Source organism: Methanothrix sp. (assembly GCF_016706325.1).
GTDB lineage: Archaea > Halobacteriota > Methanosarcinia > Methanotrichales > Methanotrichaceae > Methanothrix.
In genome coordinates, this window is the sequence record NZ_JADJJX010000001.1 from 713263 (window position 1) to 739577 (window position 26315).

Below are 26315 nucleotides of genomic sequence, written 5' to 3' on the forward strand. Positions count from 1 at the left end.
TACCTCAGAATTAAACTTCATTTACGATCTCTTCCAGCCTCTTAAGGGGGAGAGGGCGCACCTTCTCTGTAACAATGGGCTCGGGCTTATCCTCTTGGGCCAAAGCCCGGGAGATCATGGGAAGCAGCTTTGTCTCAGACTCGATCATATAGAAGCCTGGCCTGGCTCCTCCTCCTCTGCGACCGCGGCATCTCCTCGGATCGCCTGGTGGAAATCCCCGGTCCTTGATGAATATGCCGGCCGGGTCCAGAGCGCGAATCTCCTTTACCAGCGCCTCTACCACTTCCTTTCCCCATTGATAATGACCCCAAAACAGGTCTCCTTGACCAGGACATCGTAGCCAGAACCATAGATCTTCATGGCGATATCCGAGGGGAGAATATTGGACTCAGAGGACATTATCACATACTTGGTGACCAGCATTACCGTTCCTCCCGAATATAGATAGTCTCTCCATCCTTAACATCCCTGAGCTTCTCCGGCTCCAATACCCGGCCGATGATGTTCGTCGCCTCGAACTTCTCCCCCGAGGGACCGTATCGCCTGTCCTCCTCCAGCCGGATGCCCACCATACCGATCTTCTTTGAGACCTGATTGGAGATGCCTATGGAGCCAGCAGGAACGAGGCCGACAGGCTTGTTCTCTGGCAGAAGCTCCTTGTAGCTCACCGCCTCTACCTCCGGCTTGAAGAGCAGTGTGCTCTCATAGGTGAAGTAGACAGGCAGAGGCCCTAGAGGCTTCTCTTTCAGGCCGGTGACATGACGGAAATAGTCCAGGCTCTTTGGTGCCAGATCATAGTAAAGCTGGACGGAGATGAGGCGGCTGGAAGGAATCGCTGAGAGCTTCACCCTCTTGGCTTTCAGGATCTCCATGGTGGCCCCTGGATCCTGCTTGACCACGACGGCATCCTCGCCCATATAGCCCACGGCCTCAGCCTCAATGCCCCTCTCTCTCATCTCCTCCCTGGCATCCTCCAGGGATTTGCCCAGGAGCATTATGCGCTCCGGGGTTACATCAAAGGTTATCAACTGACCAGGCCGGGCCAACTTGATCATGTCCATGCCTTTGACGACCCGTGCCACTACAGAATGACTGGGATTCGAGGTACGATCCTGCTTATAGATGAATATCCTGCCCAGGCCCCTTCCGACAGTCCGGACGGTGACCACCCCCTCCAGGCGGGGCTCACGATGCTCATAGGCCACGCGCTCCGTCAGAAGCTGGTCGGATAGGACATACGAGCTGGATACGGAATCGACCCGGAATGTGCCGTCCCTGGTTGAGGCGAGGAAGAACTCCGCCCCCAATGGGGCCTCCCCGATGAGCTCCGCCTGGACCCGGGTATAGATCTCCATGTCCTCCTCCAAAGGCAGAGTCATATCAAGGGTGGAGGTCTTCTCTGTCAGGTCCTGCCACTCCACTATGGGCTCTATACCCTCGATCTTGTCCCCTATCTCCAGCCGGTCGAGGGTGCTCTTGCCCCCTACCACATGAGCGAAAACCCCACCGTTATCTGGTGTGCCATAGATAGCTGAATGCCTCCTGTGGATGAATATCAACTGGGTGTTCTCGGCATCGAAACCAGCCGCCCCGAGGACCACCTCCCAGCGATTGTACTCATGAGCACTCCGGCCAAAGGATATCTCCGAAGAGAACCCGCCCAAGGCCACACCATCGGCTGTAGCCCACCTTACTCGAGATCCCAAGATCCTGTCCACGACCTCATGCCAGATCTTCTGCAGCTCATTTTCCAAAAGCTCGATTCTGATTCTGCCCTTGGAGGTATTGAGCCAGTAAGAGTTGGTCTGGCGCGATTTCTCGCCCCGGCCTTTGACCACCCCCACAATTGCGCCTTCAGCAGGCTTGCTGCCTGCCTTCTGCAGGGCGTCGGCCAGGCATGCTCCAGGCCCCAGCTCAATCTCATTGCCGTCAACGAAGACTCTCAAATTAACTCCCCAGCAACTCCTTCTCTTCCTTCTCTGTGATCTTGCCCAAGACCTCCTCTGGCAGGCCGGTGAATATCGCCCTTCCATTGCGCATGAGCATAGCCCGGTCACAGACGTTCTTTACAAAATCCATATCATGGCTGACGATTATGAATGTCTCGCCCGTCTCCTCGCGGGCGTTGAGAATGGAGTTCGTCACCTCGATCTTGGTGATGGCATCCATCGTTCCAGTGGGCTCATCCAGGACCACCAATCTCGGCTCTTTTATCAGGACCTGGGCCATGGCCACCCTATGCCTCTCTCCCTCAGAGAGCTCATCGGGCATCTTCTCCAGAACTGATTCTGCCTGCTCCTCAGTGAAGCCAACCGTCTCCAGGGTATGTATGGCCTTTCTCTCCGCCAGCTCGAAGGGCAATGAGAGGCCAATGGCCTCAGTCAGATTCTCAATCACACTGCGAGAGGGATAGAGGGTATATTCCTGATGGAGTACGCCGATATATTTTGTGGCCCGGCCCCGACCACTGGATCCGAGGACGGTCATATCCACCCATTCATCCCCCACCCGCACAGCAATGCTGCCATTGGTGGGGGTGAGAATGCCGCTGATCATCTTGGATAGAGTGGTCTTACCTCCTCCAGAGACGCCTACCAGCCCGAAGATCTCTCCCTCATTCACCACCAGGTCGACCTCATCCACAGCTTTGACCACACCTCGATCTATGCTGATATATCTCTTGGAGAGGCCGCTGGCCTTTATCATCGGCTCGCCCAGTTCGACCTCCTCCCGCTTGGCTAAGGATCCAGCCATGGCCAGGAATTGAGCAGCTATATCCTTCGGCTTGCCCTCTGCCTTGATCTCCCCGTGATCGAGAAGGATGGCCTTCTGGGCTAGCTCTATCATGACGTCCTCCCAGTGGCTGGTGATGATCAGGGTCATCTTAAAGTCATCTACCGCCCGCTTGATGGAGTCGTGAACCACTCTGGCTGTGCCCGGGTCAAGAGTCCCAGTCGGCTCGTCTGCCAGCAGGATCATGGGAGATTTTGCGAGCTGGCGGGCCAGGACGACGCGCTGCTTCTCACCGCCGGAGAGCTCCCGGGCCACATGCATCAGCCGGTGAGAGAGATTGACCTCATCCAGCAGATCCGCAGCCACATGAACGCTCATGCTCTCTCCGGTCTCCTCCACTGCGCGCATGACATTCACTATCACCCTCTCGTCGCCATAAAGGGCAAAGGTTCTCTGCAGCATTATGGCGATCCTCTTGGAGACATCGCGCCTGAGAGGATCATTTATTCCCAGAGATACAAAGTCAGCATCAGCCTTCTCCAGGGTCCCTCCGCACTTGCAGCTCTTTCCGACATGGCTGGGGGGCTCTACATGATGGCACTTGCTGCACCTGGCCACGTGGAAGATCACGCTGCCTGATATATCCTGGAATGATTCCACACCACGCAGGACGTGCATCAAGACGCTCTTGCCACAGCCGCTCCTTCCCAAAATGCCGACCGATTCGCCCTCCTCGATGACCAGATTTACATTGCGAAGAGCCACAACATCGCCGAATCGAACCGTCAGATCCTTAATCTCTATAAAAGGTGCCAATTTATCATGCCTCATAAGCTCATTATAATATAGGGTCCTTTCGCGCTCTTAACCTCTCTCAGACGGTGATATAGCGCTTGCACTATCCGTGATATAACGCCATTGCTTTTCATGATGTAATGCCTGCTTCATGGATGATACAATGCTACTTAAGCCTATCCGAAGCTCAGGACATGTCTTTCCGATAACGATTGTTATAGCTGCCGCCCCAATGCCGGACGGGTCTGCAGCAGGAGGATGATGCTCCTGGCTCAGGGATTGGCTCATAGATCATTGCACTGCACATCTTTATAAAGTGCCAAAGCAGCATGATCCAGATGAGGTTACATCTATGCAAGCTCTGGAAGCAATAAAAACCCGTAGAAGCATCAGGAAATTTAAACCTCAAGAGGTCTCCAAGGAGATCCAAAGGGAGTTGCTGGAGGCGGCCATGCTGGCTCCATCAGCAGGAAATGAGCAGCCCTGGCAGTTTGTAGTAATTGATGATCGCAAGATCCTGGAGCATATCCCCCAGATCTGTCCAACGGCATCTATGTGCAGGCAGTCGCCTCTGGCGATTCTCGTCTGCAGCGACAGGAATTTGGAGAAATACCCCGATTTCTGGGTGCAGGATTGCTCTGCCGCAACCCAGAACATCTTGCTGGCTGCGCATGCCCTGGGTCTGGGTGCAGTATGGGCAGGGGTCTATCCCATGAAGGAGAGGGTAGAGGGTTTTAGAAAGATGTTCCTCCTCAGCGAGGAGATCACTCCATTCGCCCTGATCGCCCTGGGATATCCGGACGAAGAGCCTGCCCCGGCCAGGAGATTCAGGGAGGAGAGGATACATTATAACCGCTGGTAGGGCCTCTCCAGAGCCCTCTTTCTCTCAGTATATGTTTTGTAGGTAATGGCTGCTGCTATCAACAAGGAGCCCAGGACTATGGACAGAGATATCATTATCATCCACAGCATGCCCTCTATGATCTCCTTTCCCGCAGCCAAGATGACCTGCGGCCCGTGCCCGGAGGGGTAGGATGCATTGATAGCATAAATCCCGGCCTCATCTACTTTGAAGGCCATTATAGCCCGGCCAGACCGCCCTCCAAGGGAGTAGGCGAGGCTGCCTGCAGGGGGATAGGTCCGGAGCCTTCTTCCGGAGGCCTTCTCCACTACTGCGATCTCAAGTCCCGGGATCTGCTCTGCGGTCCGGTAAAAGCGGCCGTCGAAGTAGCTCTCGTTCTCATAAAATATGATATACTCGCCCGGTTCATCGAGATCCAGCTCTACTTCCCCCGGAGCTGCCATCTGAGTCAATCCAGCCAATGAGCCCGATATTCCTGAGGATAGATACCAGGCGAATGTGCCAAAGCCGGCAATTACAATCGCCAGGGCGAGGCCGTAGCGCCAAATGCCGGGAGATACACCCTCTTCACTCATGACCGAGCACCCTCTAGGATCTGAAATTCTCAGGAATCTGGAATACAATAAAAATCATCTTGAGAGCCCAGAATGGACCCTCAGGAGACATCTTCAGGAAGCGCCCAGCCGGAAATCGATGAACAGCCCCACCAATTTTCCTTTATCGAAGCATCCATAGACAGGATAGCAACCCGGGCCGGGATTGAGATTGAGGCTGTTTCCTTCATCAGAGGCGATGATCAATCCGCTTGCTGTATTCAAGTATCCCATCAACTGGCAACTGGCAATGGGATGCTTGACGCAGCTTATCGGTCTGAAATCCGCCCAGGAACCGGATTTGAACAGATCCGAGGTGAAGGGCTCTCCGCCGACCCATGGGCCACCAATGCCCTTGTTGAACAGATTTTCTGCCCCCTTCTCCCCTGGTCGGTACTCGACCTCTCCTGCTGAACTGGCAATCGCGATCAGAGATGATGCCGCCAACAGCACAGTCAGAACTGCCATTACATATTTTCTCATTGCATTCACCATCAAGGATTATTTTTAAAGATAACTATGCGCCAGGTATTTAAATTTCTTCCGGCGGATCTCTATTTTGCAGGAGGATTTACGAATCAAGCAGCTATAGCGATTGCGGCCTATCTGCTGGCCATTTTCATCATAGGAACCTGGCGGCATCGATTGAGGGGGCTGGTGGACTTCCATCTCGCAGGCAGACGTCAGGGGATCATGGCCCTCACAGGCACCTTCTGCGCAACCATACTGGGAGCATCCACCACCATCGGCATGGCTGGACTGGGCTACAGCCAGGGTCTTACCGGGTCCTGGTGGATGCTATCGGGCACCATTGGCATGCTCATCCTCTCTCTCTTTCTTGCTGAGAGGATAAGATCTACTGGGTGCAGCACTCTTCCCCAGCTCGTCGGCTCGTTCTATGGAGAGAGAGCTCAAGCCTCAGCCTCCCTCCTCATCGCCATCTCCTGGATTGGAGTGATAGCAGTGCAGATCATAGCCTCGGGAAATATCCTCTCTGCCGTCTTTGGCGGGGATATCAACTATTACATGATCGTCTCCAGCATGGTATTCGTCCTCTATACCGCATACGGAGGAAGGATCTCTGTTATAAGGACAGATCTATTTCAGTTGCTCATAATAACATCCGGACTGGCGATCCTGTTCTGGAGAGCCTTCAGCACTGTTGGAGCCGGGCCTCTCATCGGGCAGAGCTTTCCCCTGTCCGCTGAAATGGATTTCTGGAAAGCGATATCCATGATCCTGGTGGTGGGCTCCGCCTATCTGATCGGCCCTGATATGTACTCGATCATCTTCTCCTCCCGCAGCGCAAGAGGGGCGAAGCTCTCGGCATTCATGACGGCAATAATCCTGATCCCTCTGGCATTTCTCATCACCTCTCTGGGCATCTTCTCCCGCCATCTCTATCCTGCGATATCCCCCGAGCAGGCAGTGCCCTCCTTGATGGCAGGGCTGCTCTCGCCCGCGGTTGAGGGGCTGGTGGCTGCCGCCCTGCTTGCCGCCTTTATGTCCTCGGCAGACACCTGCCTTATGACCTTCACCACCATCCTGACCTTCGACATATACGGGAAAATACGGCAGAGAGCGCACCGGGAGAGCAGTCTCAAGGATGATCAGGATCATATGATGAAGGCCTCAAGAGTTGCAGTGATCATCGCTGGGGTCTTTGCGCTCACTTTTGCCGTCTTCATCCCCAACATCATCAAGGCGCTGCTCATAGCCTATACCGTCTTCACCAGCGGCCTATTCATACCTATCATCGCTGGATTCTACAGAAAAAAACTCGGCCTGACCTCCACTGGAGCCCTATGGGCGATAGCAGGAGGGGGGTCAACTGCCATCCTCCTGGGACAGAGCTATCCCCTCCTGGGAATGGCGGTCTCTGCAGCTCTGCTCTTTGCAGTGAGCTGGCGGAAGAGGTTGCCCCTTTGAAGGATAACAGAATTGAGGCCAGGCTCTGCTGCGCCCCCAACTAAATTGCATCGCTCTCCGTCATGCAGCCGGCCTGTATCCCCTGGGCTCATCCAGGACCGCGATGGTGGCAATTGCGTGCTTGAAGACCAGCAGCTCCCCTTTTGCCGTCTGGAGCAGGATCTCATAGGAGTTGAATGACTCTATGGTTCCCGTGACTGGCTGGCCGCCTGAGGTGAGGCGGACCATCACCCTCTTGCCCTTCAGCTTGGGAATGAATTGCGGCAATGATTGCTTCCCTGTGGGTCTCTCTTCTTCAGACATGTCTCCTCCCCCGATCATAATACGTCTCTGTCCGCCTGGCTTTATGCATGATTTGCACTGCATCCTCCCCGATCCTGAGCCTTGAAGCCCCGGGACATGAGATTGAGGCTTCAACCCCTTCAGCCAGGCTCAAATAAATTTTCATTCATGAGATTATCAACCTTACGCCGTGACTTGAAGCACCGCTGATGCAAAAGGAGCAACAGCAATTTAATCCAGGCCGGATAAGAGCCTTAAGGGATGTGGATATGAAAAAAAAAGCTGGCCTCATTGATCTGCATGGGCCTTATCATCCTCCTCCTGCAACCATCTTCATCTTTCCTGGATGTGGGAGGGATTTTGGCCTCTCTTGGCTGGAAGAGCACAGCACAAAGCCGGTTGTTGAAGAGGTTCATGATAACCTCTGGAAATGGGGGGGCGCACCTAAGGGCTTTAAGATCTACAATGGCACCGTCTATCCGCCCGGGCAGGCACCGCTATGGTATTACCCAAGTTATGCCTCCAGCAGCACTCCTATCATCATCAATAGCTCTGCTGCAGGCGGGCAGCCCCCGGAGTATGCCTCTCTGGATCCCTGGCTGACTGCCCAGCTCACCGGCCGTCCAGTGGCTCTGTACAGTCTCTGAGCCCGCAGGGTCTTGCTTTACTGGGGAGCAGAAAGCCCATTAAGCCGGCCCGGAATGAAAATGGATGAGAGACTGAGGCTGCACCAGTGGTGTCAGCCTAGTCTCCATTTTATTCTGCTCTGAAGTGCCCTGTTCTGAAGTGCCCTGTTCTGAAGCGCCCTATTTTCAGTGCCCTATTTCAGAATCTCTCTCTTGAAGGCCTCAAAGCCGATCTCCTCTATGAAATCGCCTAAACGCTGCTTCTTGGCATGATCTTTGTAGAAGTTGACGATCTTATCGATCAGGGCGAAGGCCTCATCATCGGATAGATTCTCTGCCAGCATCATACCCAGCCTCGGCCTCACCCCGCTGCTTCCGCCCACCAACAGCCTCCAACCCCTGGCAGTGCCAATCAGGCCGACATCCTTCACCGCCGGCTCAGCACAGGAGTTGGCGCATCCTGATACCCCCATCTTGAACTTCCAGGGCAGCTCCATTCCATGATACTTCTCGTCCAGCTTCAGCCCCATACCCACAGCATCCTGCAGGCCGCGCTTGCAGAAGGTGGTTCCGGGACAGATCTTTATGCTGCGAACACACAGGCCTATGGCCGCCCCGGCCTTCATGCCCAGGTCTGCCCAGGCATTATCGATATCCTTCTCCTCGATACCCACGATGGCGATCCTCTGGGCGGATGTTATCTTCAAGGCCTTGGCATGATACTTCTCTGCCACATCGGCGATCCTTCGAAGGCCAGCGGGATCGATTATGCCGCCTGCAATATGGGGGGCGATGGCAAAGGTCTCTTTATCCCTTTGAATGATGGCGCCCTTTTCCAGAATGTCTTTGGTCATGCTCAACCACTCCTGCATCAAACCGATTTGAATTGGATTTGCTTGTCAGGTAAATGGGTTGAGGCTTCCCGGCAAAAAGCTTTTCCTATCAAAAGTGCTTTTCCAAGATCAAGAGAATATTTCGATTATGTCCTTCAGGATAGCTGAAGAGGAACTCAATTTAGAACCATTGAGACTCAATTCCTCATCAGCATCTCTTTCCAGGCATCATGCATGTGCCTTTGTCTGCAAAGAGGTCCCGCTGGACCTGCTCTTGCGATGGCGCGAACGCCTTCCTACATATTCATCGCTCTTAACCCACTCACCAGTCTCTTCATCCTTCTCATACTGCTCTTTTACAGCCAACCAGGCTGATTTGTGAGATGCCCTATCGCGGATCGCCTCTTCTTCTGATTCCAGCTCCTCCCAGCAGCTATTGAAGGCCTTCATGTATATGGTCTTGGCCCGGTTGGGCAGATTTCGGACGCTCCTGGGCAGCTCGCTTATATTCTTGTATGGCATCTAATACACCTCCTGTATGTGTTTAGGTTGTGACGGCCCTCCTATTAATAACAGCCTGGTTAAAAGGTTTTGGGCTGACCTGGATCATGGGAGAGGCCCAAAACCTCTGCGATTTCCCTTCACTTTCTCGTGGATGCTTTGACCTCTCTCAGCTTTGCCATGGCCGCTTCCCGGTCTGCCTTGGCCTTATCCTGGCGGGATAGAGCTGGAGTTGCCGATGCCAGGGCGGGGGCTGCTGACTGTTCTGCCGCCTTATCTGTATCTATGCCGGCAGAAAGGTCTGCAGCATTCGCCCCATCCATTGCAGCATCAGTGGCGTTTGCAGCCTCGGCAGCAATAGCTGCAGCCTGATCGGCGGCTGCTGCTGTGGCATCAGCGCAGTAGCCGGGCGGGATTGGGGTCATGCTCTCATCTACGATTATATTCATGTTCAACAGGAAATCGAATATCGTATCCTCATCGATGTTGGCGTCCATCACTATCAATGCTGCCGTCTGGTTGGTGGGCTGGTAGGCGGCGAATAGGGATCCCCCCAGGATGCCCCAGATAGCAGGCCGGTCATCGATATATAACTCGGATTGACTGTAATTGGCCAGCAGTATGTTTGCATCAACAGTGGCGAGCAAGGATATCAATCCCTCTGCATCAAGGAGGCTTGCAGGAGGCTGACAGGGATACAGCAGAAAGATATCTATTCGGCTGCCATTCAGGAGGATGGATGTCTTAATATCCTTGCCGCCAGTATAATTCAGAATCTTCTGTTCGTACGGTTCGACATCAAATGCGGAAGGCACGATAGTGCCGAGTTCTGCATAGGTATCTGTCTCGTCGCCAAGGGGCATCGTCAGATGAATATAACTCTCCTCCTGAGCAGCGGCAAGATTCGCTATCAGAAGGCCGAGAACGATGCACAGAGAGATCAATAGCCGTGCAACTGCTGGCCTGCGTGCCAGAATCGTCAATTTCATTCACTCCACCTCATTGCTATTTCCCGATTTTTATCTCCTTTCGACTAATCCGGGTTTATCAGGGTCAGTTTATAACTCTCTAACTATATAGGGTTTTCCTAATTTATTTTTCAGAGTACAAATGATCTGGCTTCAGCCTTCATCGAGGATGCAACGGACTGCGATATTGTAATATACCAGTGATCGGATACTAAACAGTATTAAGATCATTGATGGTGTACTCGGAGGGACTGAAAGTACTGGCTCTCTCCCTTCGACCCTGAGACAAGAAGATACGGAGAGTGAAAAATTTTGAGATCAAACATATGGATTATCTCTCTTGCTGCTGCATTGATGATCCTGGCCTTCAGCGCGATGGCATCAGTGGTCATAAATGAGATGGAACTGAACCCCCCGAAGGGAGGAGCCGAATGGATCGAGCTTTATAATTCTGGAAATGAGAGCGTGGACATCAGCGGCTGGACGGCCACCATCACCGATGGCAGCTGGATAGGCGAGCTATCAGCCGTTCCCGAGGGGACAATCCTCCCCGCTGGCGGATTCTATGTCATGGATGGCCAGAAATCATGGAACCATACCAATGGCGGATATGCTACCCTCTTCACGGCATCCGGCGAGGAGGTGGACAGGACTGCCTTCCGGGTGGACAGCCTGGGAAATGACTTCACCTTTGGCTGGCATCCAGACGGATATGATACGAACACAGATAGCGATTGGGGCCTGGCGGCTGGAACCCGTGGGTCCTCCAATATCCTCTAAGGCTGCTGAATAGACTCCTGGTTAAGAGATCATGGGATTCAGGATGTACTGGAGATGAGACCGGATATGAGTACAGCAGCCAAAGGCGGCTTTAGAGTGCTCCTTCTCTTTTTCTGCCTGATGGCCCTCTCAATTACTGGGATATGTGATGTGGTCATCAATGAGATAGAATTGAGCGCGCCGAATAATGAATCGATGTGGATAGAGCTTTACAATACCGGGGCGGATCCCGTGGACCTGACCGGCTGGATGGTCAAGGTCGAGGATGAGGCCTGGATGGTCACCATTCCCCTCAGTGGCATCATCGATCCCCTGGGCTTCAAGGTGGCAGAGGGCAAGAAGAGCTGGGCGACAACAGGCAACGGCACAGTCTCCCTTTTCAATGCTCAGGGTGAGACGATGGATAGGGCATCCCATCTGATTGACCATAGCCGAAATCACTTCACCTATGGCCGAATCCCTGATGGCAAGAGGACCGGAACCAGTGCTGATTGGGCGCTGCTCAGAGCGAGCAGAGGCATGCCCAATGGCAGAGAGCTGCAGGTTGGCTAGGCTGGATTGCTAAAAGGCGGGCCGGCATTTCGAAGGGATGGATTGCCACTCTGAAGAGGGATGGATTGCCACTCTGAATAGGAATGGATTGCCACTCTGAAGAGGGATGGATTGCCACTCAGAAGGGGGATGGGAGGGATCTGATGAGCAGAAACCCCTTTTTATCCCGGTTTTTTATCCTTACGCCCACAGATCGATGAGATCGTCGACTCTGCCCATATGAGGCTCATTCTATCAACAGGGTATAGGCGACATCTCTCTTGAAGATCCTGGTATGCTCGCTTACGTTGATGATATTGCCCTGAATGTCCCTTTGGGATACAGTTATGGTATGGGTCTTATCCCCGCTCACAGTGAAGCTGGCAATGCCATCAATGGAGCCGTCGCCTATATCGCTGCTGTAGAAGACTCCATCCAAATAAACATCATATCCCCTCATCCTCTCGCTTCTCACTGTCACCTTGGCCTTGCCAATGGGGACGAGGGAGAGGTCCAGTGGTGAGGTGGTGGCTGTATCGGCTCTCGACACCACATCCAGGATCAGGGAATTTCCCGGCTCATTTTTCTGCGCAGCCATCATGAAGTGCCTTCCCTCCTCCTCAATCCTCAGCCTGAGGAGATGGTATCCCTCCAGGAGCTTGAAGTTCCAGTGATCCTGTGTGCCGCTGGCATAGGATATGAGATAAAGGTCCACATTGCCGTATCTGGGCATATAGAGGATGACATCCACCTCCTCCCCCCGGGCCGCTTCCAGGTAATGGCTCCACTGTGTGCCTTTTCTAATCCAAAGCTGGCAGGAGAACTGGCAGGGGAGGTACTCTGAGAGGTTCAGAACATGCCCCCCAATATACAGCGATGGTGTCTCTGCCCCGCTCAGGTTGAAGGCCAGGGGCAGGGAGAGCGTCGTGGCCTTTGTCCCGTCTTCCTCCGCCAGCCCCCCATCCCAGGGGGTCTCTGTCCAGCTATGCTTTGAGGTGGGCAGGGCCAAGGTGGCCGCCGTCAGCAGCAGGAGGGCTGCCAGTATTCCCATCATCCCTCTATAGAGCAAGGGCACTGAATCAAGAGCTGTGCATCTCATGATAGGGAGTCGTTCATCTTTGTTCTAGAGCCTGCCGGCAGAGCAGGCTTGAGCCATGCTCTCCGGCTGCAATCGAAAACTATATATCTAGGCAATTGTCTATATAGATTACGGCGAAAGCCGATAAGAGTTTTCTCCCTCCTTTGCCCTATCGGCTTTCCCTCCCTCCTATTCTCTTCTGGTTCCTTCCTCTTTAGCTGTTACTGTTTAACTCCAACTGTGCAGCCCTATTATACAATCCGTGTCATGTGATTTATATTATGTAATTTACAGTATATAACTCCTACCGACAACTATAAGTATTAATCATACGTATATGAAAGAGCCGCGTTCTGCACTGAGAACGGGAACAGAATTGCCGACAAAACTCTCGGAAAAGAAGAAATCGATAGACGTATCCCACCGTAGATACGCCACGATTCTAAATACCTGAGAGGTGCCTCCTGTGTGGCGGTCGGTAACGCACAGAAAGGACTGGATAGCTCTATAAGGCCAAAAAGATACACGCCGTAACGGGCGCAGTATTGCCTTAATCCAGCCGGATCTGAGGTTCTCGCCGGGGTGCGGGACACGGCACAAAGCCACCAGGCGAAGCCAACAGCAGGCCCTGCATCTGGCGGTGCTACGGGTTCCTGTAAAAAGGACGCTGTGTGAGATTCCAGTGCTCTGTTTGCATCTGCCCTGGCTTTGAGTCGGGGATCTGGCGGGATCAGACCAGCCACTGAAGTGGATTGGTTCCTCTGAGGAGGGCGCTGTGGCCAGTGTTGATTCCGCTGTGACTCGATTGAGCAGTTTTCAGATCTCTATCACTCAGGTCCCTATCACTCACCCCACCAGACCCTATCACCGATCCCTATCACTCAGATCCCTATCACTCAGATCCCTATCACTCAGATCCCTATCACTCAGATCCCTATCACTCAGATCCCTATCACTCAGATCCTCATCCTTTTGTTAACCATCGAAACGGTTAAGGTCTATCCGGCGCAAATTGGCCTGCATGAAGTTCGCATTCTTTCCCGCAGTGGACCTGCGAGACGGCAAGTGCGTCCAATTGGTGGGGGGGGTTCCGGGAACAGAGCTGGTGGCCCTGGACAACCCGCTCACCCAGGCAGAGCACTGGATTGGGGAAGGGGCCGATCACCTGCACATCATCGACCTGGACGGGGCCATCCAGGGCAAGAGGGTGAACGCCCCCATCCTCGCCCAGATCGTCAAGGAGCTGGACGTCTTTATTCAGGTGGGGGGAGGCATCCGCTCGGAAGAGGACGTCAGAGAGCTCCTCAGCCTGGGCGTGGACCGGGTGATACTGGGCACTGCGGCCCTTAAAGAGCCCGATATGATCCTCCGCCTGGGAGAAGAGCATGGAGGGGAGAGGATCATGGTGGCCCTGGATGTGAGGAGAGGGGATGTGACCACGGAGGGCTGGCAGAGGAGCGTGGGCAGGAGGGCGGTGGAGCTGGGCAGAATCTTCGAGGAGAAGGGCGCAGGCTCCATCCTCTTCACAAACATCGATGTGGAGGGCAGGGAGGGAGGAATCGATATCCAGCCCGTAAGAGAGCTGGTGGCAGCCCTAAGAATACCGGTTATCGCTGCCGGCGGAGTCACCACCGAGGAGGATGTCCTGGCCCTCAGGGATGCCGGTGCGGCGGGAGCTGTGGCAGGAGCTGCCATTTACACCGGAAAGCTGAGCGTCTCCCGCACCCTGCAGGCTCTGCGAGGATAGGTGATCTCAAATGGCTAAGAGAAAGGGAAAAGGCAAGGGATTGTACAGAGATTGCCGGGCCCGGGCAGCAATTGACCTGGGGGGATCGGGGAGAACTGAAGCAGCCTCAGGATCTGGTTTTCTTGATCATATGCTCACCAGCCTGGCCCGCACGGCCAATATGGACCTGATGGCGGAGGCAGAGGAGGGCTTCTGGAGGGTCCAGGCTCTGGGAGAGGCCATCGGCCTGGCCCTGGATGATGCCCTGGAGGACAGAAGCGGAATATGCCGTTATGGCTCGGCCTCCGTCCCCATGGACGAGGCACTGGCGGATGTGGCCCTGGACTTCAGCGGCCGGCCCTATCTGATCCTCTCAGGGGAGTTTCGGGGAGAGAAGATAGGTGACTTCGAGGTGCTGCTCCTCGGGCCATTCCTTGAAGCCCTCTCCACTGCAGCCAGGCTGACAGTCCATATCCGCTTCTACGGGAAAAACGACCACCACAAGATGGAGTGCATCTTCAAGGCCCTGGGGCTGGCCCTGCGCCAGGCGGCGGCGGAGGGAGAGAGGGGCATCCTCAGCACCAAAGGGGTGATCTGAGGGGCAGATCAGGGCGGATCCGGGTAGGTCGGAGGCGAATCTGAGGCCAGATAGAGATCAAAATAGCTTCTCTATCTCTTTCAGATCGATTCTGGCAGTGGAGTCCAGGCTGAGGGGGGTTAAGGATACCAGCTTGTCCTGATAGATGGTCTGCACATCAGTCCCCTCCTCATCGCAGCATATCAGCTCTCCATCTATCCAGTAATAAGGCCGCCCGCGCGGGTCGAAGCGCTCCTGCACTGTCGTCTTGAAGATCTTCTTTGCCAGACGGGTCACCTTTATTTCCGTCTCCTCGCTGGCCCCGACAGGGACATTCAGGTTCAGAAGATCCACGCCCACCGGAAGGCCGTGCTCTAAGACCCGGGTCGCTACCCGGCGCAGAAACAGAGCTGCCACATCAAAGCTGTGCTTGGCCCCATGATGCATATCGAACTTATCGCCCTGGTCGACGGCCTGGATCGAGGCCGCAATGGCAGGAACACCGTAGCTGGCTGCCTCCAGGGCCGCTCCTATGGTCCCGCTCGTGGTAACAGTATCGGTGCTGATGTTCTCTCCCACATTTATTCCTGAGATGACCAGATCAGGCATCTCCTTAAGGATGGCGAAGATGCCTATGATGACTGAATCCACCGGTGTTCCAGTGACTGCATAGGCTTTAAAGCCGTTCAGGTTCACCTCGGCATAGCGCAGGGGCTCAAAGACGGATATAGATCTGCCCACGCCGCTCTTCTGCCCGGAGGGCGCAGCTACTGTCACCTCCCCCAGGCCCCGAACGCTCTTTGCCGCCGCCTCGAGGCCGGAGGCATAAACGCCATCATCGTTGCTAACCAGTATGCGATGCATCTCTTGAGCCTTGAGCATCCTACCGGTATTAAACTATCCCCCGAACCGGATAAACGCTATATGCCAAAGCATACGATTATATCCGCCCGGATCCATTGCCAGATAATTCATGCCTGTGCTAAGCATTGTGGTCTGCAGGATGCTGGAGGACGAGCTAGCCCACATATTATCCGCCGATGAGGAGACTCGAGAGCTCATCTTGGTGGATGGTATCGAAAGCATGAGACTGTCGGAGAAGCTGAAGTCTCTGGGGCGGCCCCACATCCTCCTCAGCCGGCCTAGGCTCTCTTGCCGATGCAAAGGAGGACCTCTTCGACCTTCCCTGCCCCCTCTACTTCCTCGGCGATGAGCAGGGGGAGAGGATCGACGACTGCATTGCTGCCGCCCTGGGAGGAAACGAGATCTACAGCCGGACTCTGGCCGAGCATCAGGACGTGGCCCTCTTCATGACACCGATGTGGGCTGCCAACTGGAAAGCCATGGGCCAGGAGGGGTCAACCCGCAGCAGAAAAAGAGATATGCAGTCGATGCTGAAGAGAAGCGGCCTGACCAAGGTGGCCAGGATTGATACCGGCCTTGCTCTTGAGAAGGGCTTTGATGAGAATGTCGAAGACTTTGCCAGGCAGTTTGGTTTGAAGAAGATCCAGCTTGAGGGAGGAACGAGGGTAGCAGAGAGGAGCTACCAGCAGACTAAGAGGCAATTGATGAAGTGCTGGGCGATGCGCGGAGATCAAGATGCTTCATGCCGGAGCTAAATTTCTGCGCAGGATAAATATCACGTCCCGACCGGGATTCGAACCCGGGTTGAAGGCTCTCTGCGCGAAAAACGCTCCGCAGGCCTCCAGGATATCCACTACCCCATCGGGACAAGAACAGCCTTCATGGAATGCTTCAGGTTATTAAGCCTATTGGCATGAGACCCTGGTCTGTGCCGTCCTGATGGCGCGCAGAAAGTCGATCTTGCGAAACTCCGGCCAGAAGGGAGCACAAAAATAGGCAGCGCATTCATTGCCATTGGCCTGCCAGGGAAGGAAGTTTGAGGTGCGAAAATCCCCCGCCGTCCTGATGATCAGATCCACCTTGGGAACGGGAGTGCCATCCTGGGGATAAAGATGCTGAGCGATGAGAGATTCATCAATATCCCTGGCTCTGACCTTTCCCTCCACCACCAGGCGGGCCAGGGAGCATGCAGCATCCACCAGCTCCCTCTGGCCGCCATAGGCCAGGGCCACATTCAGATACATCCTGCTGTAATCCCTGGTGGCCTCTTCAGTCAGCCGGATCTCCTCCCGCAGGTCATCGGGCAGCATCTCCAGACGACCTATGGCCCGCACTCGAACTCTGTTGTTATGAGTCTTCTTCGATCTTCTGAGATCATTGAACTTCTCTTTTATCAGATCAAACAGATAGCCTTTCTCCGATTCATCCCGGCTGAAGTTCTCTGTAGAAAAAGCATAAAGAGTAAGATGGCGCACGCCCAATTCCAGGCACCATTCCGACACCCTCTCCGAGGTCTCAGCGCCAAGGCTATGACCGAGAAATTGCGATAGCCCCTTTCTCCTGGCATACCTGCGGTTCCCATCCTGGATTATCGCCACATGCTCCACCGGCGCCCCGGCCAAAACCTGAGCCTTGAGCATCCTTTCATATAGCATATAAACAGGATTTCTGATCATCGAACTCATTCAGTTAATTAATCTCGCGAATTACTATTTAAATAATTCCTTGTCTGAGCCCAAAGGCCGGCGGGGCCATCCTCGCCCGGGGGCAAAATACTAATATCTGATGCCTCACTTCCTTATTCCCAGGGCCCGTGGTCTAGCTGGTTATGACATCGCCTTCACACGGCGGAGATCACGCGTTCGAATCGCGTCGGGCCCATTTCGGAACTGGATCGACACAAGCTTTAACTATTCAAGCGCCATTTTCAACTGAAGGTGTGGGATGTTGCTCTATAATTATTATTTGAGGTGATAAGCTGTATAATAGTGATCATGGGGGGGAGGAAGGAGCGGTAATAACCAGGGTCCGCCTCCCCCGTAAACAGGATAGAGAGATATTCGGTCATGTAGAAAGCCTTCTTGGCTCCAATCGAATAAAGGTCAGAGGCATAGACGGAGTAACAAGGATGGCCCGCATACCGGGAAAGATGAAGAAGAGGATCTGGATCCGAGAGGGCGACGTGGTCATAATCATCCCCTGGGAGTTTCAGAATGAGAAGGCGGATGTTGTCTGGAGATACACCGGCCCCCAGGTGGACTGGCTGCAACGCAAAGGTTTTCTGAAGGGCTCTTCATAGGCCGGATAGACAGATCATGAGCAGGCGTAGCAAGGATGAGGATTTTGATGCCCGCATTGATGCCCTTCGCACCAGGATCAAGGACTCTGACGATCTGAATGTCGAGGATGCTGTCTTTGACAAGCGGACCCTGATGGACCTGTACAGCCTGGCCAGCAAGGGGGTCATAGATGCCCTGGGAGGCTCAGTCAGCACTGGAAAAGAGGCGAACATATTCGCAGCACTCTCGGAGGAGAGGGTCCTTGCCCTCAAGATCTACCGCATTTCTACCAGCAACTTCAATGTGATGCGGGATTACCTGCATGGCGATCCCAGATTTAGCAGCGTCAAGGGCACAAAAAGAGCCATTGTCGCCGCCTGGACCCGTAAGGAGTACCGCAATCTCCTGCGGGCGGAGCAGGCCGGCGTGAGGGTGCCCCACCCATTTGCCATGAGAGAGAATATTCTGGTGATGGAGATGATAGGCCAGGAAGATGCTGCCGCACCACCCCTGAAGGATATGGAACTGGGGGCTGCAGAGGCCGAGCGCATATACCAGAAGATCATTGAATACATATCCATTCTTTATAATCAGGCCGGCCTGGTCCATGCCGACCTGAGCGAGTTCAATATCCTCTATGACCGGGGCGAGCCGGTGATAATCGATATGGGGCAGTCAGTCACCCTGGACCATCCCCAGTCTAAAAGGTTCTTGGAGCGCGACATCTCCAATATCGCCAATTACTTCCAGAAAAAATATTCGATCGGCTCATCCGAGGAGATCTGGGACAGGATTCAGAAGGCTAGAGAACTTAAAAATCGAGACTATAAAACAGATTATAAAAGGCAGCACTAAAAAAGCAGCAATGAAAAGCAGCCATGAAAAGCAGCAGATCAAAATGAAGGAGGCTGACAATGGATATTAAGATCCCAGAAGAAAGGATAGGAGTTCTGGTGGGCCCCAGCGGCTCCACCAAGCACTTCATAGAAGAGAAGACACAGACCTCTCTGGAGATAGATAGCGAGACGGGCACAATCTCAGTCACATCCGAAGAAGATCCATTGCAGGTATTGAGGGTCGTGGACCTGGTAAAGGCCATTGGCAGGGGATTCTCACCGGAGAGGGCACTGGTGATCCTGGACGACGAGATGCTGATGCTCGATGTGCTCGATATATCCAAGGTGGCCAGCACCAGGAGCGATATGGAACGGTTGAAGGGGCGGATCATCGGCAGGGATGGAAGGTCGCGGGTGGTGATGGAGCAGCTCTCAGGCACCAAGGTCTCAGTCTACGGCAAGACAGTGGCCATCCTGGGCTATCCCGCTCAGATCAGGGTGGCCCGGACGGCGATAGAGATGCTCTTGGATGGTGCTCCGCATGGCAATGTCTACAGCTTCCTGGAGAGGAAGCATAAGGAGCTGGCTAAAGAGGAACTGAAAGAGCAGGGCATACTCTAGGGCCCGCTCGGATCGATCTGATTGAGGCTGGGGTTTTGAGCTTCGAGTTACAGCTAGAATTCACCGATTGGCTGCTCATTGCAGCGGCATTGATAGGCCTGTACTCCATTCTCCTTCTGCCCTTGAGGGACAGCGAAGAATGGAAGAGGAGAGGAGTGACTGTGGGAGGGATATCCGGTATACCTCTCCTCATATTCATACGCACGACCAGGGGCTTGAAGCTGCTGGATAGGCTCAGCCGCCCCAGGAGATTCTGGAGGGTTGTGGTCTCATTGGGAATCCCCCTGGTGATATTGAGCATGGCCTATTTCCTGATATTGGTCCTGCTGATGACATATCTGATGATCCTCTCTCCCCCTGAGCCCAGCAGCTACAATGCCCCCAGAAATATCCTGCTCATCCCCGGCCTGAACGAGTACATCCCCTTCTTCTGGGGCTGGATCGCCCTTTTCATCACCATGCTGGTGCATGAGTTCGCCCATGGCATTCTCTCCCGGGCGGAAGGGGTCAGGGTTCGGTCCATGGGCATTGTCACTCTGTTCGTTGCCCCGATAGCCGCTTTTGTGGAGCCGGACGATGAAGATCTCTTCGGGGCCAAGAATAAGCCTCCTTTGGTGAGTAAGGCCGCCCGGATCAGGATCCTCTCCGCCGGAGTCATAGCCAATTTCCTGGTGGCCGCCCTGGCCATGGCCCTCTTCTTTGGACCGGTTCTGGGCTCCATCTCCCCCGTGGACCGGCTGATTGTGGTTAGCGTTCAGGAGGGCTCAATAGCAGAGGAGGCAGGCTTTGAGAGCGGCATGGCCCTGCTCCAGGTGAACGGAGTGAATTCGATAAAGATCGAGGAGCTTTACAGCAGACTGAGAAACGCCGGGGCAGAGATGGAGGTCATGCACAACGGCCAGAAGCAGACCCTCCTCCTTCCCGGCCAGGCGGCGAGGGGAATCATGGTCGCCTCTGTCTTCCCCAACTCGCCTGCTGATGCTGTCGGCCTTCCTGCGGGGGGCGTCATCTCCAGAATCGATGGCAGAGAGGTGGAGGATGTTGAAAGCTTCCGGGGTCAGATGAACCTCACCCGCCCCGGCCAGATCATCACCATCACCACTGGAGATGGCAAGAGCTATCAGGTTAATCTCACCTCAGCCGGCGGCCTGGAGGGGGACGGGCAGCAGGTGGAGCCGGATACAGCAAGCGCGGGCTTCATAGGCATTGGCATATCTGGAAATGCTATCTACTCCGGCGGAGCAGTATTCCAGGAAGCCCCAGCCAGCCAGTTTCTCCAGGTCCTGAAGAGCATACCAGAGAGGGGCATAGAGGGTTTCACCTACATGCTCAGCCTGCCCTTCTCCGGAATTCCAGGCTTCACCCAGAAGGGGTTTCCGGGTTTCAGTGGCTGGCTGACTGCTGTCTATCAGCCGACTGGATGGGCTGAGCCCCTGGGCGAGAGGTTCTTCTGGATAGCCAACCTCCTGCTCTGGATAGGCTGGATCAACCTTTATGCAGGCCTCTTCAACTGTCTTCCAGCCGGCCCCCTGGATGGCGGCCATATCTTCAGGGATATGGTTCAGACCGCTTTTGAGCGGCTGGTGCCTCCAGAGGAGGCGGAGAGGCTCACCAGAACTGCTGTCGCCGTCTTCACCTGGGTGATCCTGACCAGCCTGCTGATAAGCATCATTGCGCCGTTCACCCACAATCTATCGATCTGATGGCCGGGGCCAGGAGAGCTTGACGCCCCTCTGGGCGGGGCTGGCAGCTCCTTTTGGCTCCTGCCTGTCCCTCTTGTCAGCCCCTCTTATCCAATCTCTATATCCTTCGCTTCGATACGACAGTTTTAAACCCATTCAGAAATGAGAGGTTGCCAGGCAGGTTCGTCCCATGAAAATATCCTCTACCTACTCCGTCCGCCATCTTGCGGCATTCGCCCTGCTGATGGCCCTGGCCACAACAGCTCAGTCCATAGAGATCTCCAGCCTCTACTCCAATACCGACTCTGCCGATATCACCCTGGCAGGGGAGGGGGCAGGACTTCTGCAGATGGATCTGATCCAGGAGAACAGGGTTCTAAGTACGAAGAGACTGGATTTCGATGCTCCTGGCACCTATATCGTCCGCTGGCCGAGGCTCGATTTAGATAAGGGAAGCTATTCTGCCTGCGCCACACTGCGGGATGATGAGACAAAGAGCAATAGCAAGAGCGATGAGGACGGGATTGAGGACAGACCGTCCCCCTCCCGGCGGTGCTATCGCTTTTATTACGGTGGGGTCGAGCCGGTCAGGTTTGATGTGCGCGATCTTCGTGCCGACTCCCGCGGCCTCCATATGGCGATAAGCGCCCGCGATCCGACCATCGTGGACATCTACTATATGCTGGTCCAGGGAGATCGGGCCCTCTATGTAACCCAGGAGAGGGCAGTTCCCATCTCCGGAATCATGTCCGCAGCCATCCAGAAGGATTACGAGTGGAAGCCCATTCTGAAGAATGGCTTGACATATGAGGGCCGGGTCAAGATCGTTGAGCTGAACCACAATCAGACCAGGGCGTTTATGAGCCCCTTTGTGGCGGTTGAGGACGCGCGGATAACTGAGACCTATCAGGATGAGACCGGGGCCAGTGCTACTGTCATGGGCGAGTCGCGGGTTCCCTTTGAGGGATATCTCAGGTTCACCCTCTCCGAGGGAGGAGAGGTTCTCAATATCACTGAGAGAAAGACGCCCGTGCTTCTCTCCGGGGACGACGAGACTGTGGAGATCACCTGGAACTCCACCCTTGAGCCGGGGGTCTATGAGCTGCAAACCGCCTTGATTGGCCAGGATGGCGGCATCATGGACCTGCAGGAGAATATCATCGAGGCCAAACACATAGTGAGGAGAAGTCTCCCGGATGAGACCAAGAGCGCAGACCTTCCAGCCGGCCTCGCCGGAGTGGCAGTGCTGGCCGTAATCCTCCTCCGGAGGACTAGAGGCAGAACCAATTGAAGGATCGGAGGGGGCAAGATATGAAAAGTACCGTCTTCGGGCTGGTGATTGCTCTGGTCGTTATGATGGCGATTGTATCCCTGACCTGTGCCGGAGAGGCACAGAGCAGCAGAGGGCATCCCGTTACTGCAACCACTAACTCAACCATCGACTCAATCACTAGCTCAATTGCAAACTCAACTGCTAACTCAACTGCTAACTCGACCGTTAATTTATCATCAAATGAGGGCGGCAACCTCCCCAGAGAGGATAAGGTCCTGCGCGCTGGAGGCAGGAGCGCCAGGAGCTCAATGGCTCTGGGAGAGAACAGCAGCAGCCGCAAAGCAGGAATCGAGGTCGGCCTGGAGCGAAGAGCGGAGTTCAACCTCAGCCAAAGACAAGGATCGGTATCGAAATTTGAGTTCAATTCCGATATCTATACCCCGCTATTCAGGCAAGATCCGTACACCAGAACCAAGCCCTCATACCTGGCACCGGAGAATCTCTCCACCAGAGAGGTCTACAACCTCACCGGATATCCAGTGATCATGCTTCCCAACAGCATACCGGAGGGCGTAAGATCTTCAGGAAACCTGCCCGGGGTAAAAAAATAAAAATGAGGCCAGAGCACCCGGAAGGATGGCCTTCAGAGGTACTTTTGAATCTTTGCCACCAGTGAGGGCTTGGGATAAGCCCCCACAAGCTTGTCGATGAGCTTTCCGTTCTTGAAGACCATCAATGTAGGTATCGCCGAGATCCTGTACTTATTTGCAGTCTGAGGATTGCTATCCACATCCAGCTTGCCAAAGACCACCTTGCCCTTCATCTCCGCTGCTAGCTCCTCGATTATCGGAGCGATCATGCGGCAGGGGCCGCACCACTCTGCCCAGCAGTCCAGGATGAGGAGCGGATACTGGCCGGCAGCAGCATCAACGCTCGAGTCTGTGACTATGATCGGCTTTCCAGGCAGCTCTATGGCTGGTTCATCGGGTTTATTCATCTCTCTCATCATCTTCTCCATTTTCTTTTTCTTAATCTCTTCCAGCTCGTCCAAGCTCAATCCTCCAAGCTCTCCATAGCATTGATGATCAGTGATTTGAAGTGATCCAGCTCCACTGGCATGATGGTGAAGGGAAGGTTGGTGAAATCAAAGAACTGCAAGAGCTCCTCCTCCCTCTCCTGAGCGTCCTTCAGTGTATCGATATACACCGACCCTTTAAATGAGCCCATCTGCAAGCGAGCGATCTCCGGGTTCCAGCCCAACCGGTTGAATATATCCCGCCAGGCATCAAGCCAGCCCGGGGAAAGATAGAAGAAGAGCCCCTCCCGCGCCTTATCTTCCATAGCCTTGCGGGTGATGAAGGCATCCACGCAGTTCTGGCAATCCAGTAGGGCAGCATGATAGGGTTTCAGGATCTCGTCCATCATGGGGTGGCACTGGCCGTAAGCCACAATTGTTCCCCGGCTGCCATCTGACGAAGCCATCTTCAGCTCCTCATTCAGGGCTTCCTTCAGCTCATCGAAGTTGACATGCAGGCCTGGACCCAAATAGCGTGTCTGGTGGGGGAATCCAAGATCGGCGCTCACCCTCTCGATCTCATCTTTGAAGATGCCACAGGCGATGATGGTGTACATAGCTGGAATATTTGTGGCAGCTATAGGATATATCTGTGATCCTCGATATTTGATTCCTGAGCCCTCTCTTAATATCTATCTATTCGCCGATTATCCTGCTTGCTTATTTGAGCATTTTTATAATCCAATCGCTCATGCATCCAATCGCTCATGCATCTGATCACTCATGCATCCATTAATCCATGTATCCCCATATCCACATATCTATTTACTCAAATATCTATATACTAGTTTATCTGAATGCGTATCTATTTATCTACTCATAATCCTTAACTAGGATAACTGACAAATCCTATGCTGGAGTTCCTTGCAGAAGACGTTCTCTGATTATGAGCCTCATCATAAAAGGGCTCTTTCTTCGATTAAATGGGGGGTTGTTGATGAATCTCTTGCCACTGGAGAGGTTGGGGGCCAGATGCACCCCGGAGGGCATAGCAGACTTCGGGGTCTTCCTGCCCTGGGTATCGGATGAGAATGGCAATCGCATCTCTGTCAAGATAATTCATGAGACTGACCAGTTCCTGCAGGATGTGCCGGCGAAGAGCTTCCCGATGGAATGCTCTATCGATCCAAAATATGGGGAGTACTGGCACTGCCAGGTGGAGATAGATGCCTCTGAAAAGCCCCATAAGAGATCCGTCTGGGGCAATCCGGGCAGATATGTATACCGCTATTCTCTGGAAAGAGGGGATAAAGAGCCCATCGACTGGATAATAGACCCCTATGCGCGGGAGTTTGGCATTGGAAAGCTCTCCGCCTTCACCCTGGGTTATGAGCCTCATATCTGGAGCAAGGGAGAAGAGCAATGGAGGATTCCCAGACAGGAGGACCTCATAATCTATGAGCTGATGATAAATGAGTTCGGCGGAGACATGGAGACTGCCGTCCGCCATCTGGAATACCTGGAGGATCTGGGGGTCAACTGCATTGAGATCATGCCGGTCACCAATATAGCCAACACCACCGACTGGGGATTTCTGCCCATCGGCTACTTCGGGGTGGACGAGAGGTTTGGCAAGAGAAGAGATATGCAGAGGCTGATCGAATCCGCCCATCAGAGGGGGATCGCCGTCATCTTGGATATGGTCTACGGCCATACGGACAGCCTCTTTCCCTACTCCTACCTCTACCGGGAGATGGGCTTTGGGGAGAATCCCTTTCTGGGGGACTTCGCCAAGAACCTTTTCGGAGAGAGCACCGATTTCAGGCGTGCTCTGACCCGCGACTTCTTCTATACCGTCAACCATCACTGGCTGAAGACCTATCATGTGGATGGATTCAGGTACGACTGCGTCCCCAACTACTGGGATGGCCCCACCGGCCAGGGCTATGCCAATCTGGTCTATCAGACCTATAAGCTGGTTGAGGGGATGAGCGGGTCTCAAGATCACTGGCAGAGGTTCTTTGAGGGTGATGAGATCCGCCTCATCCAGTGTGCAGAACAGCTTGAGGGCCCGGAGGAGATTCTGGAGAAGACCTATAGCAGCAGCACCTGGCAGAATCAGACCTTTGATGCCGCCACTGATGTGGCCAAAGCAGTGGCCGGAGCAGAGACTGAAAAGCTGGAGGGCCATCTGACCCACCTGGGCCACAGGCTGGGCCTTCTAGGTTATCCTAAAACAATGAAGATCAATGAGGATACCATTCCAAAAAGCGCCCTGCAGTATATTGAGAATCACGACCACTATCGCTTTGTCTGCAACTTCCGCACTATCAGCAGGGATGACAACGACCTTCTGAAAGAGGGGGACAGGAGATGCTGGTATAAGGTTCAGCCCTATCTGATCGCCATAATGACCGCCAGGGGAATTCCCCTGATCTGGCAGGGCCAGGAGATGGGGGAGAACTATTTTCTCCCGGAGAGCGGCATGGGAAGGGTGGTGATCTTCCGGCCCATGAGGTGGGATTACTTTTATGATCCCATTGGAAAGAGGAGCATTTGGCTGACCAGAAGGCTGATGAAGCTCAGGCGGAAGGAGCAGTTCCTGAGGGGAGATCACTGGTTCTATGACGATCCTGAGAGGTATCAGTCCCGAGGGCTCCTGCTCTTCTCCCGCCGGGCAGGGGATGTCTTCAGCCTGGTGGCCCTCAACTTCACAGACAGCGACCAGAAGACGTACTTCCCCTTTCCGCTGGGAGGCGATTATTATGAGGAGATCCACGGGGAGGAGGGTTTCAGGGCAAAGGCCGGGGAATGGCGGGAGATCGATATTCCCAGCAACTATGGGAGGATCTGGACGGCAGAGAGCGGAAGATAAGAGATGAATTGGGCAGACAGATCGACAGACAGATCAACAGACGAATCTACAGGTGC

Annotated in this window: 29 protein-coding genes, 2 tRNA genes and 1 pseudogene; 16 read left to right on the forward strand and 16 right to left on the reverse strand. The window is 54.2% G+C overall.

Annotated features, from left to right (window positions below; genetic code table 11):
* Nucleotides 1-10 precede the first annotated feature (10 nt).
* From IPI63_RS03725 to atwA, 3 genes and pseudogenes are all read right to left on the reverse strand, one after another.
* Nucleotides 11-423: pseudogene (locus tag IPI63_RS03725) on the reverse strand (methanogenesis marker 6 protein).
* A complete protein-coding gene (locus IPI63_RS03735) occupies nt 423-1946 on the reverse strand; it encodes a methanogenesis marker 3 protein (protein WP_292476705.1) in 1524 nt (507 codons plus the stop codon). Before IPI63_RS03735 ends, IPI63_RS03725 begins: the two are co-directional and overlap by 1 nt.
* 1 nt (nt 1947) lies before the next feature.
* Nucleotides 1948-3549 carry a methyl coenzyme M reductase system, component A2 gene (gene atwA, locus IPI63_RS03740; protein WP_292476707.1) on the reverse strand — a complete coding sequence of 534 codons (1602 nt, stop codon included), beginning with the start codon at nt 3547-3549 and terminating at the stop codon, nt 1948-1950.
* Nucleotides 3550-3880: 331 nt separating this feature from the next.
* Here atwA and IPI63_RS03745 point away from each other — a divergent pair, with 331 nt between their 5' ends.
* Nucleotides 3881-4390, forward strand: coding sequence for a nitroreductase family protein (locus tag IPI63_RS03745; protein ID WP_214065183.1), 510 nt, complete (start codon nt 3881-3883; stop codon nt 4388-4390).
* Here the strand turns inward: IPI63_RS03745 and IPI63_RS03750 are convergent.
* Both IPI63_RS03750 and IPI63_RS03755 read right to left on the reverse strand, forming a co-directional pair.
* The gene (locus IPI63_RS03750) at nt 4375-4965 is read right to left on the reverse strand and encodes a hypothetical protein (protein ID WP_292476709.1); all 591 of its coding nucleotides are present in this window, start codon (nt 4963-4965) and stop codon (nt 4375-4377) included. The two genes, IPI63_RS03745 and IPI63_RS03750, sit on opposite strands and share 16 nt — an antisense overlap.
* 93 nt (nt 4966-5058) lie before the next feature.
* Nucleotides 5059-5466: a hypothetical protein gene (locus tag IPI63_RS03755; protein WP_292476711.1), complete on the reverse strand. Its 408-nt coding sequence runs from the start codon at nt 5464-5466 to the stop codon at nt 5059-5061.
* Between the two features lie 174 nt (nt 5467-5640).
* Here IPI63_RS03755 and IPI63_RS03760 point away from each other — a divergent pair, with 174 nt between their 5' ends.
* Complete coding sequence (locus tag IPI63_RS03760; RefSeq protein WP_292476712.1) at nt 5641-6912, forward strand: sodium:solute symporter; 1272 nt, start codon at nt 5641-5643, stop codon at nt 6910-6912.
* Nucleotides 6913-6972: 60 nt separating this feature from the next.
* On the opposite strand, the gene IPI63_RS03765 is transcribed toward IPI63_RS03760, so the two are convergent.
* Nucleotides 6973-7215, reverse strand: coding sequence for an RNA chaperone Hfq (locus tag IPI63_RS03765; RefSeq protein WP_214065180.1), 243 nt, complete (start codon nt 7213-7215; stop codon nt 6973-6975).
* A 248-nt stretch (nt 7216-7463) separates the two neighbouring features.
* On the opposite strand from IPI63_RS03765, the gene IPI63_RS03770 reads away from it, so the two are divergent.
* Nucleotides 7464-7841 carry a hypothetical protein gene (locus IPI63_RS03770; protein WP_292476714.1) on the forward strand — a complete coding sequence of 126 codons (378 nt, stop codon included), beginning with the start codon at nt 7464-7466 and terminating at the stop codon, nt 7839-7841.
* A gap of 173 nt (nt 7842-8014) precedes the next feature.
* On the opposite strand, the gene IPI63_RS03775 is transcribed toward IPI63_RS03770, so the two are convergent.
* The 3 genes from IPI63_RS03775 to IPI63_RS03785 all read right to left on the reverse strand — a co-directional run bounded on the left by IPI63_RS03775 (nt 8015) and on the right by IPI63_RS03785 (nt 10143).
* Nucleotides 8015-8674, reverse strand: a complete 660-nt coding sequence (locus IPI63_RS03775) for an NAD(P)/FAD-dependent oxidoreductase (RefSeq protein WP_214065178.1) — start codon at nt 8672-8674, stop codon at nt 8015-8017.
* Between the two features lie 207 nt (nt 8675-8881).
* Nucleotides 8882-9175: a ChaB family protein gene (locus IPI63_RS03780; RefSeq protein WP_214065177.1), complete on the reverse strand. Its 294-nt coding sequence runs from the start codon at nt 9173-9175 to the stop codon at nt 8882-8884.
* Nucleotides 9176-9294: 119 nt separating this feature from the next.
* On the reverse strand, nt 9295-10143 hold the full coding sequence (locus IPI63_RS03785) for a hypothetical protein (RefSeq protein WP_292476716.1): 849 nt from the start codon (nt 10141-10143) through the stop codon (nt 9295-9297).
* A 291-nt stretch (nt 10144-10434) separates the two neighbouring features.
* Here IPI63_RS03785 and IPI63_RS03790 point away from each other — a divergent pair, with 291 nt between their 5' ends.
* Both IPI63_RS03790 and IPI63_RS03795 read left to right on the forward strand, forming a co-directional pair.
* Nucleotides 10435-10902 carry a lamin tail domain-containing protein gene (locus IPI63_RS03790; protein WP_292476718.1) on the forward strand — a complete coding sequence of 156 codons (468 nt, stop codon included), beginning with the start codon at nt 10435-10437 and terminating at the stop codon, nt 10900-10902.
* A gap of 54 nt (nt 10903-10956) precedes the next feature.
* Complete coding sequence (locus tag IPI63_RS03795; protein WP_292476719.1) at nt 10957-11454, forward strand: lamin tail domain-containing protein; 498 nt, start codon at nt 10957-10959, stop codon at nt 11452-11454.
* A gap of 226 nt (nt 11455-11680) precedes the next feature.
* On the opposite strand, the gene IPI63_RS03800 is transcribed toward IPI63_RS03795, so the two are convergent.
* On the reverse strand, nt 11681-12532 hold the full coding sequence (locus IPI63_RS03800) for a hypothetical protein (RefSeq protein ID WP_214065173.1): 852 nt from the start codon (nt 12530-12532) through the stop codon (nt 11681-11683).
* Between the two features lie 1000 nt (nt 12533-13532).
* Between IPI63_RS03800 and hisA the strand changes: the two genes are divergently transcribed.
* Nucleotides 13533-14258: a 1-(5-phosphoribosyl)-5-[(5-phosphoribosylamino)methylideneamino]imidazole-4-carboxamide isomerase gene (gene hisA, locus IPI63_RS03805; RefSeq protein ID WP_214065172.1), complete on the forward strand. Its 726-nt coding sequence runs from the start codon at nt 13533-13535 to the stop codon at nt 14256-14258.
* A gap of 10 nt (nt 14259-14268) precedes the next feature.
* The gene (locus IPI63_RS03810) at nt 14269-14835 is read left to right on the forward strand and encodes an imidazoleglycerol-phosphate dehydratase (protein ID WP_214065171.1); all 567 of its coding nucleotides are present in this window, start codon (nt 14269-14271) and stop codon (nt 14833-14835) included.
* A 57-nt stretch (nt 14836-14892) separates the two neighbouring features.
* Here IPI63_RS03810 and surE read toward each other — a convergent pair whose 3' ends face one another.
* Together surE and IPI63_RS03820 are read right to left on the reverse strand one after the other, a co-directional pair.
* Nucleotides 14893-15678 (reverse strand): 5'/3'-nucleotidase SurE, encoded by a 786-nt coding sequence (gene surE / locus IPI63_RS03815; protein WP_292476723.1) that lies wholly within the window; start codon nt 15676-15678, stop codon nt 14893-14895.
* 278 nt (nt 15679-15956) lie between these two features.
* Nucleotides 15957-16106, reverse strand: a complete 150-nt coding sequence (locus IPI63_RS03820; protein WP_292476725.1) for a hypothetical protein — start codon at nt 16104-16106, stop codon at nt 15957-15959.
* On the opposite strand from IPI63_RS03820, the gene IPI63_RS03825 reads away from it, so the two are divergent.
* Nucleotides 16053-16433, forward strand: a complete 381-nt coding sequence (locus IPI63_RS03825; protein ID WP_292478194.1) for a DUF1638 domain-containing protein — start codon at nt 16053-16055, stop codon at nt 16431-16433. The genes IPI63_RS03820 and IPI63_RS03825 overlap by 54 nt on opposite strands.
* 23 nt (nt 16434-16456) lie before the next feature.
* Here IPI63_RS03825 and IPI63_RS03830 read toward each other — a convergent pair.
* Both IPI63_RS03830 and uppS read right to left on the reverse strand, forming a co-directional pair.
* Nucleotides 16457-16546: transfer RNA gene (locus IPI63_RS03830), tRNA-Arg, on the reverse strand.
* 37 nt (nt 16547-16583) lie between these two features.
* Entirely contained in the window at nt 16584-17363 is a 780-nt protein-coding gene (gene uppS, locus IPI63_RS03835) for a polyprenyl diphosphate synthase (protein ID WP_292476727.1), read from the reverse strand.
* Between the two features lie 122 nt (nt 17364-17485).
* Between uppS and IPI63_RS03840 the strand changes: the two genes are divergently transcribed.
* From IPI63_RS03840 to IPI63_RS03870, 7 genes are all read left to right on the forward strand, one after another.
* A tRNA-Val gene (locus tag IPI63_RS03840) sits at nt 17486-17559 on the forward strand.
* A 97-nt stretch (nt 17560-17656) separates the two neighbouring features.
* Nucleotides 17657-17977 carry a translation initiation factor eIF-1A gene (eif1A, locus tag IPI63_RS03845; RefSeq protein ID WP_292478195.1) on the forward strand — a complete coding sequence of 107 codons (321 nt, stop codon included), beginning with the start codon at nt 17657-17659 and terminating at the stop codon, nt 17975-17977.
* Between the two features lie 16 nt (nt 17978-17993).
* A complete protein-coding gene (locus IPI63_RS03850; RefSeq protein ID WP_292476728.1) occupies nt 17994-18812 on the forward strand; it encodes a serine protein kinase RIO in 819 nt (272 codons plus the stop codon).
* Nucleotides 18813-18871: 59 nt separating this feature from the next.
* Entirely contained in the window at nt 18872-19414 is a 543-nt protein-coding gene (locus IPI63_RS03855) for a pre-rRNA-processing protein PNO1 (protein WP_292476729.1), read from the forward strand.
* A gap of 35 nt (nt 19415-19449) precedes the next feature.
* Nucleotides 19450-21117, forward strand: coding sequence for a site-2 protease family protein (locus IPI63_RS03860; protein WP_292476731.1), 1668 nt, complete (start codon nt 19450-19452; stop codon nt 21115-21117).
* Nucleotides 21118-21286: 169 nt separating this feature from the next.
* The gene (locus IPI63_RS03865; RefSeq protein ID WP_292476732.1) at nt 21287-22387 is read left to right on the forward strand and encodes a hypothetical protein; all 1101 of its coding nucleotides are present in this window, start codon (nt 21287-21289) and stop codon (nt 22385-22387) included.
* A 20-nt stretch (nt 22388-22407) separates the two neighbouring features.
* The gene (locus tag IPI63_RS03870) at nt 22408-22980 is read left to right on the forward strand and encodes a hypothetical protein (RefSeq protein WP_292476734.1); all 573 of its coding nucleotides are present in this window, start codon (nt 22408-22410) and stop codon (nt 22978-22980) included.
* Nucleotides 22981-23012: 32 nt separating this feature from the next.
* On the opposite strand, the gene trxA is transcribed toward IPI63_RS03870, so the two are convergent.
* Together trxA and IPI63_RS03880 are read right to left on the reverse strand one after the other, a co-directional pair.
* Complete coding sequence (gene trxA / locus IPI63_RS03875) at nt 23013-23420, reverse strand: thioredoxin (RefSeq protein ID WP_292476735.1); 408 nt, start codon at nt 23418-23420, stop codon at nt 23013-23015.
* A gap of 2 nt (nt 23421-23422) precedes the next feature.
* Nucleotides 23423-24001, reverse strand: coding sequence for a DUF1638 domain-containing protein (locus tag IPI63_RS03880; RefSeq protein ID WP_214065249.1), 579 nt, complete (start codon nt 23999-24001; stop codon nt 23423-23425).
* Between the two features lie 380 nt (nt 24002-24381).
* Between IPI63_RS03880 and IPI63_RS03885 the strand changes: the two genes are divergently transcribed.
* Nucleotides 24382-26259, forward strand: a complete 1878-nt coding sequence (locus IPI63_RS03885; protein WP_292476737.1) for an alpha-amylase family glycosyl hydrolase — start codon at nt 24382-24384, stop codon at nt 26257-26259.
* The last annotated feature ends 56 nt before the right edge of the window (nt 26260-26315 follow it).

Coding starts and splice junctions, on each gene's coding strand:
- IPI63_RS03745 (WP_214065183.1), top strand. CDS start 3,881: ATGCAAGCTCTGGAAGCAATAAAAACCCGTAGAAGCATCAGGAAATTT.
- IPI63_RS03750 (WP_292476709.1), bottom strand. CDS start 4,965: ATGAGTGAAGAGGGTGTATCTCCCGGCATTTGGCGCTACGGCCTCGCC.
- IPI63_RS03755 (WP_292476711.1), bottom strand. CDS start 5,466: ATGAGAAAATATGTAATGGCAGTTCTGACTGTGCTGTTGGCGGCATCA.
- IPI63_RS03765 (WP_214065180.1), bottom strand. CDS start 7,215: ATGTCTGAAGAAGAGAGACCCACAGGGAAGCAATCATTGCCGCAATTC.
- IPI63_RS03770 (WP_292476714.1), top strand. CDS start 7,464: ATGAAAAAAAAAGCTGGCCTCATTGATCTGCATGGGCCTTATCATCCT.
- IPI63_RS03775 (WP_214065178.1), bottom strand. CDS start 8,674: ATGACCAAAGACATTCTGGAAAAGGGCGCCATCATTCAAAGGGATAAA.
- IPI63_RS03780 (WP_214065177.1), bottom strand. CDS start 9,175: ATGCCATACAAGAATATAAGCGAGCTGCCCAGGAGCGTCCGAAATCTG.
- IPI63_RS03785 (WP_292476716.1), bottom strand. CDS start 10,143: ATGAAATTGACGATTCTGGCACGCAGGCCAGCAGTTGCACGGCTATTG.
- IPI63_RS03795 (WP_292476719.1), top strand. CDS start 10,957: ATGAGACCGGATATGAGTACAGCAGCCAAAGGCGGCTTTAGAGTGCTC.
- IPI63_RS03800 (WP_214065173.1), bottom strand. CDS start 12,532: ATGAGATGCACAGCTCTTGATTCAGTGCCCTTGCTCTATAGAGGGATG.
- hisA (WP_214065172.1), top strand. CDS start 13,533: ATGAAGTTCGCATTCTTTCCCGCAGTGGACCTGCGAGACGGCAAGTGC.
- IPI63_RS03810 (WP_214065171.1), top strand. CDS start 14,269: ATGGCTAAGAGAAAGGGAAAAGGCAAGGGATTGTACAGAGATTGCCGG.
- surE (WP_292476723.1), bottom strand. CDS start 15,678: ATGCATCGCATACTGGTTAGCAACGATGATGGCGTTTATGCCTCCGGC.
- IPI63_RS03820 (WP_292476725.1), bottom strand. CDS start 16,106: ATGCTCGGCCAGAGTCCGGCTGTAGATCTCGTTTCCTCCCAGGGCGGC.
- uppS (WP_292476727.1), bottom strand. CDS start 17,363: ATGAGTTCGATGATCAGAAATCCTGTTTATATGCTATATGAAAGGATG.
- IPI63_RS03850 (WP_292476728.1), top strand. CDS start 17,994: ATGAGCAGGCGTAGCAAGGATGAGGATTTTGATGCCCGCATTGATGCC.
- IPI63_RS03855 (WP_292476729.1), top strand. CDS start 18,872: ATGGATATTAAGATCCCAGAAGAAAGGATAGGAGTTCTGGTGGGCCCC.
- IPI63_RS03865 (WP_292476732.1), top strand. CDS start 21,287: ATGAAAATATCCTCTACCTACTCCGTCCGCCATCTTGCGGCATTCGCC.
- IPI63_RS03870 (WP_292476734.1), top strand. CDS start 22,408: ATGAAAAGTACCGTCTTCGGGCTGGTGATTGCTCTGGTCGTTATGATG.
- IPI63_RS03880 (WP_214065249.1), bottom strand. CDS start 24,001: ATGTACACCATCATCGCCTGTGGCATCTTCAAAGATGAGATCGAGAGG.
- IPI63_RS03885 (WP_292476737.1), top strand. CDS start 24,382: ATGAATCTCTTGCCACTGGAGAGGTTGGGGGCCAGATGCACCCCGGAG.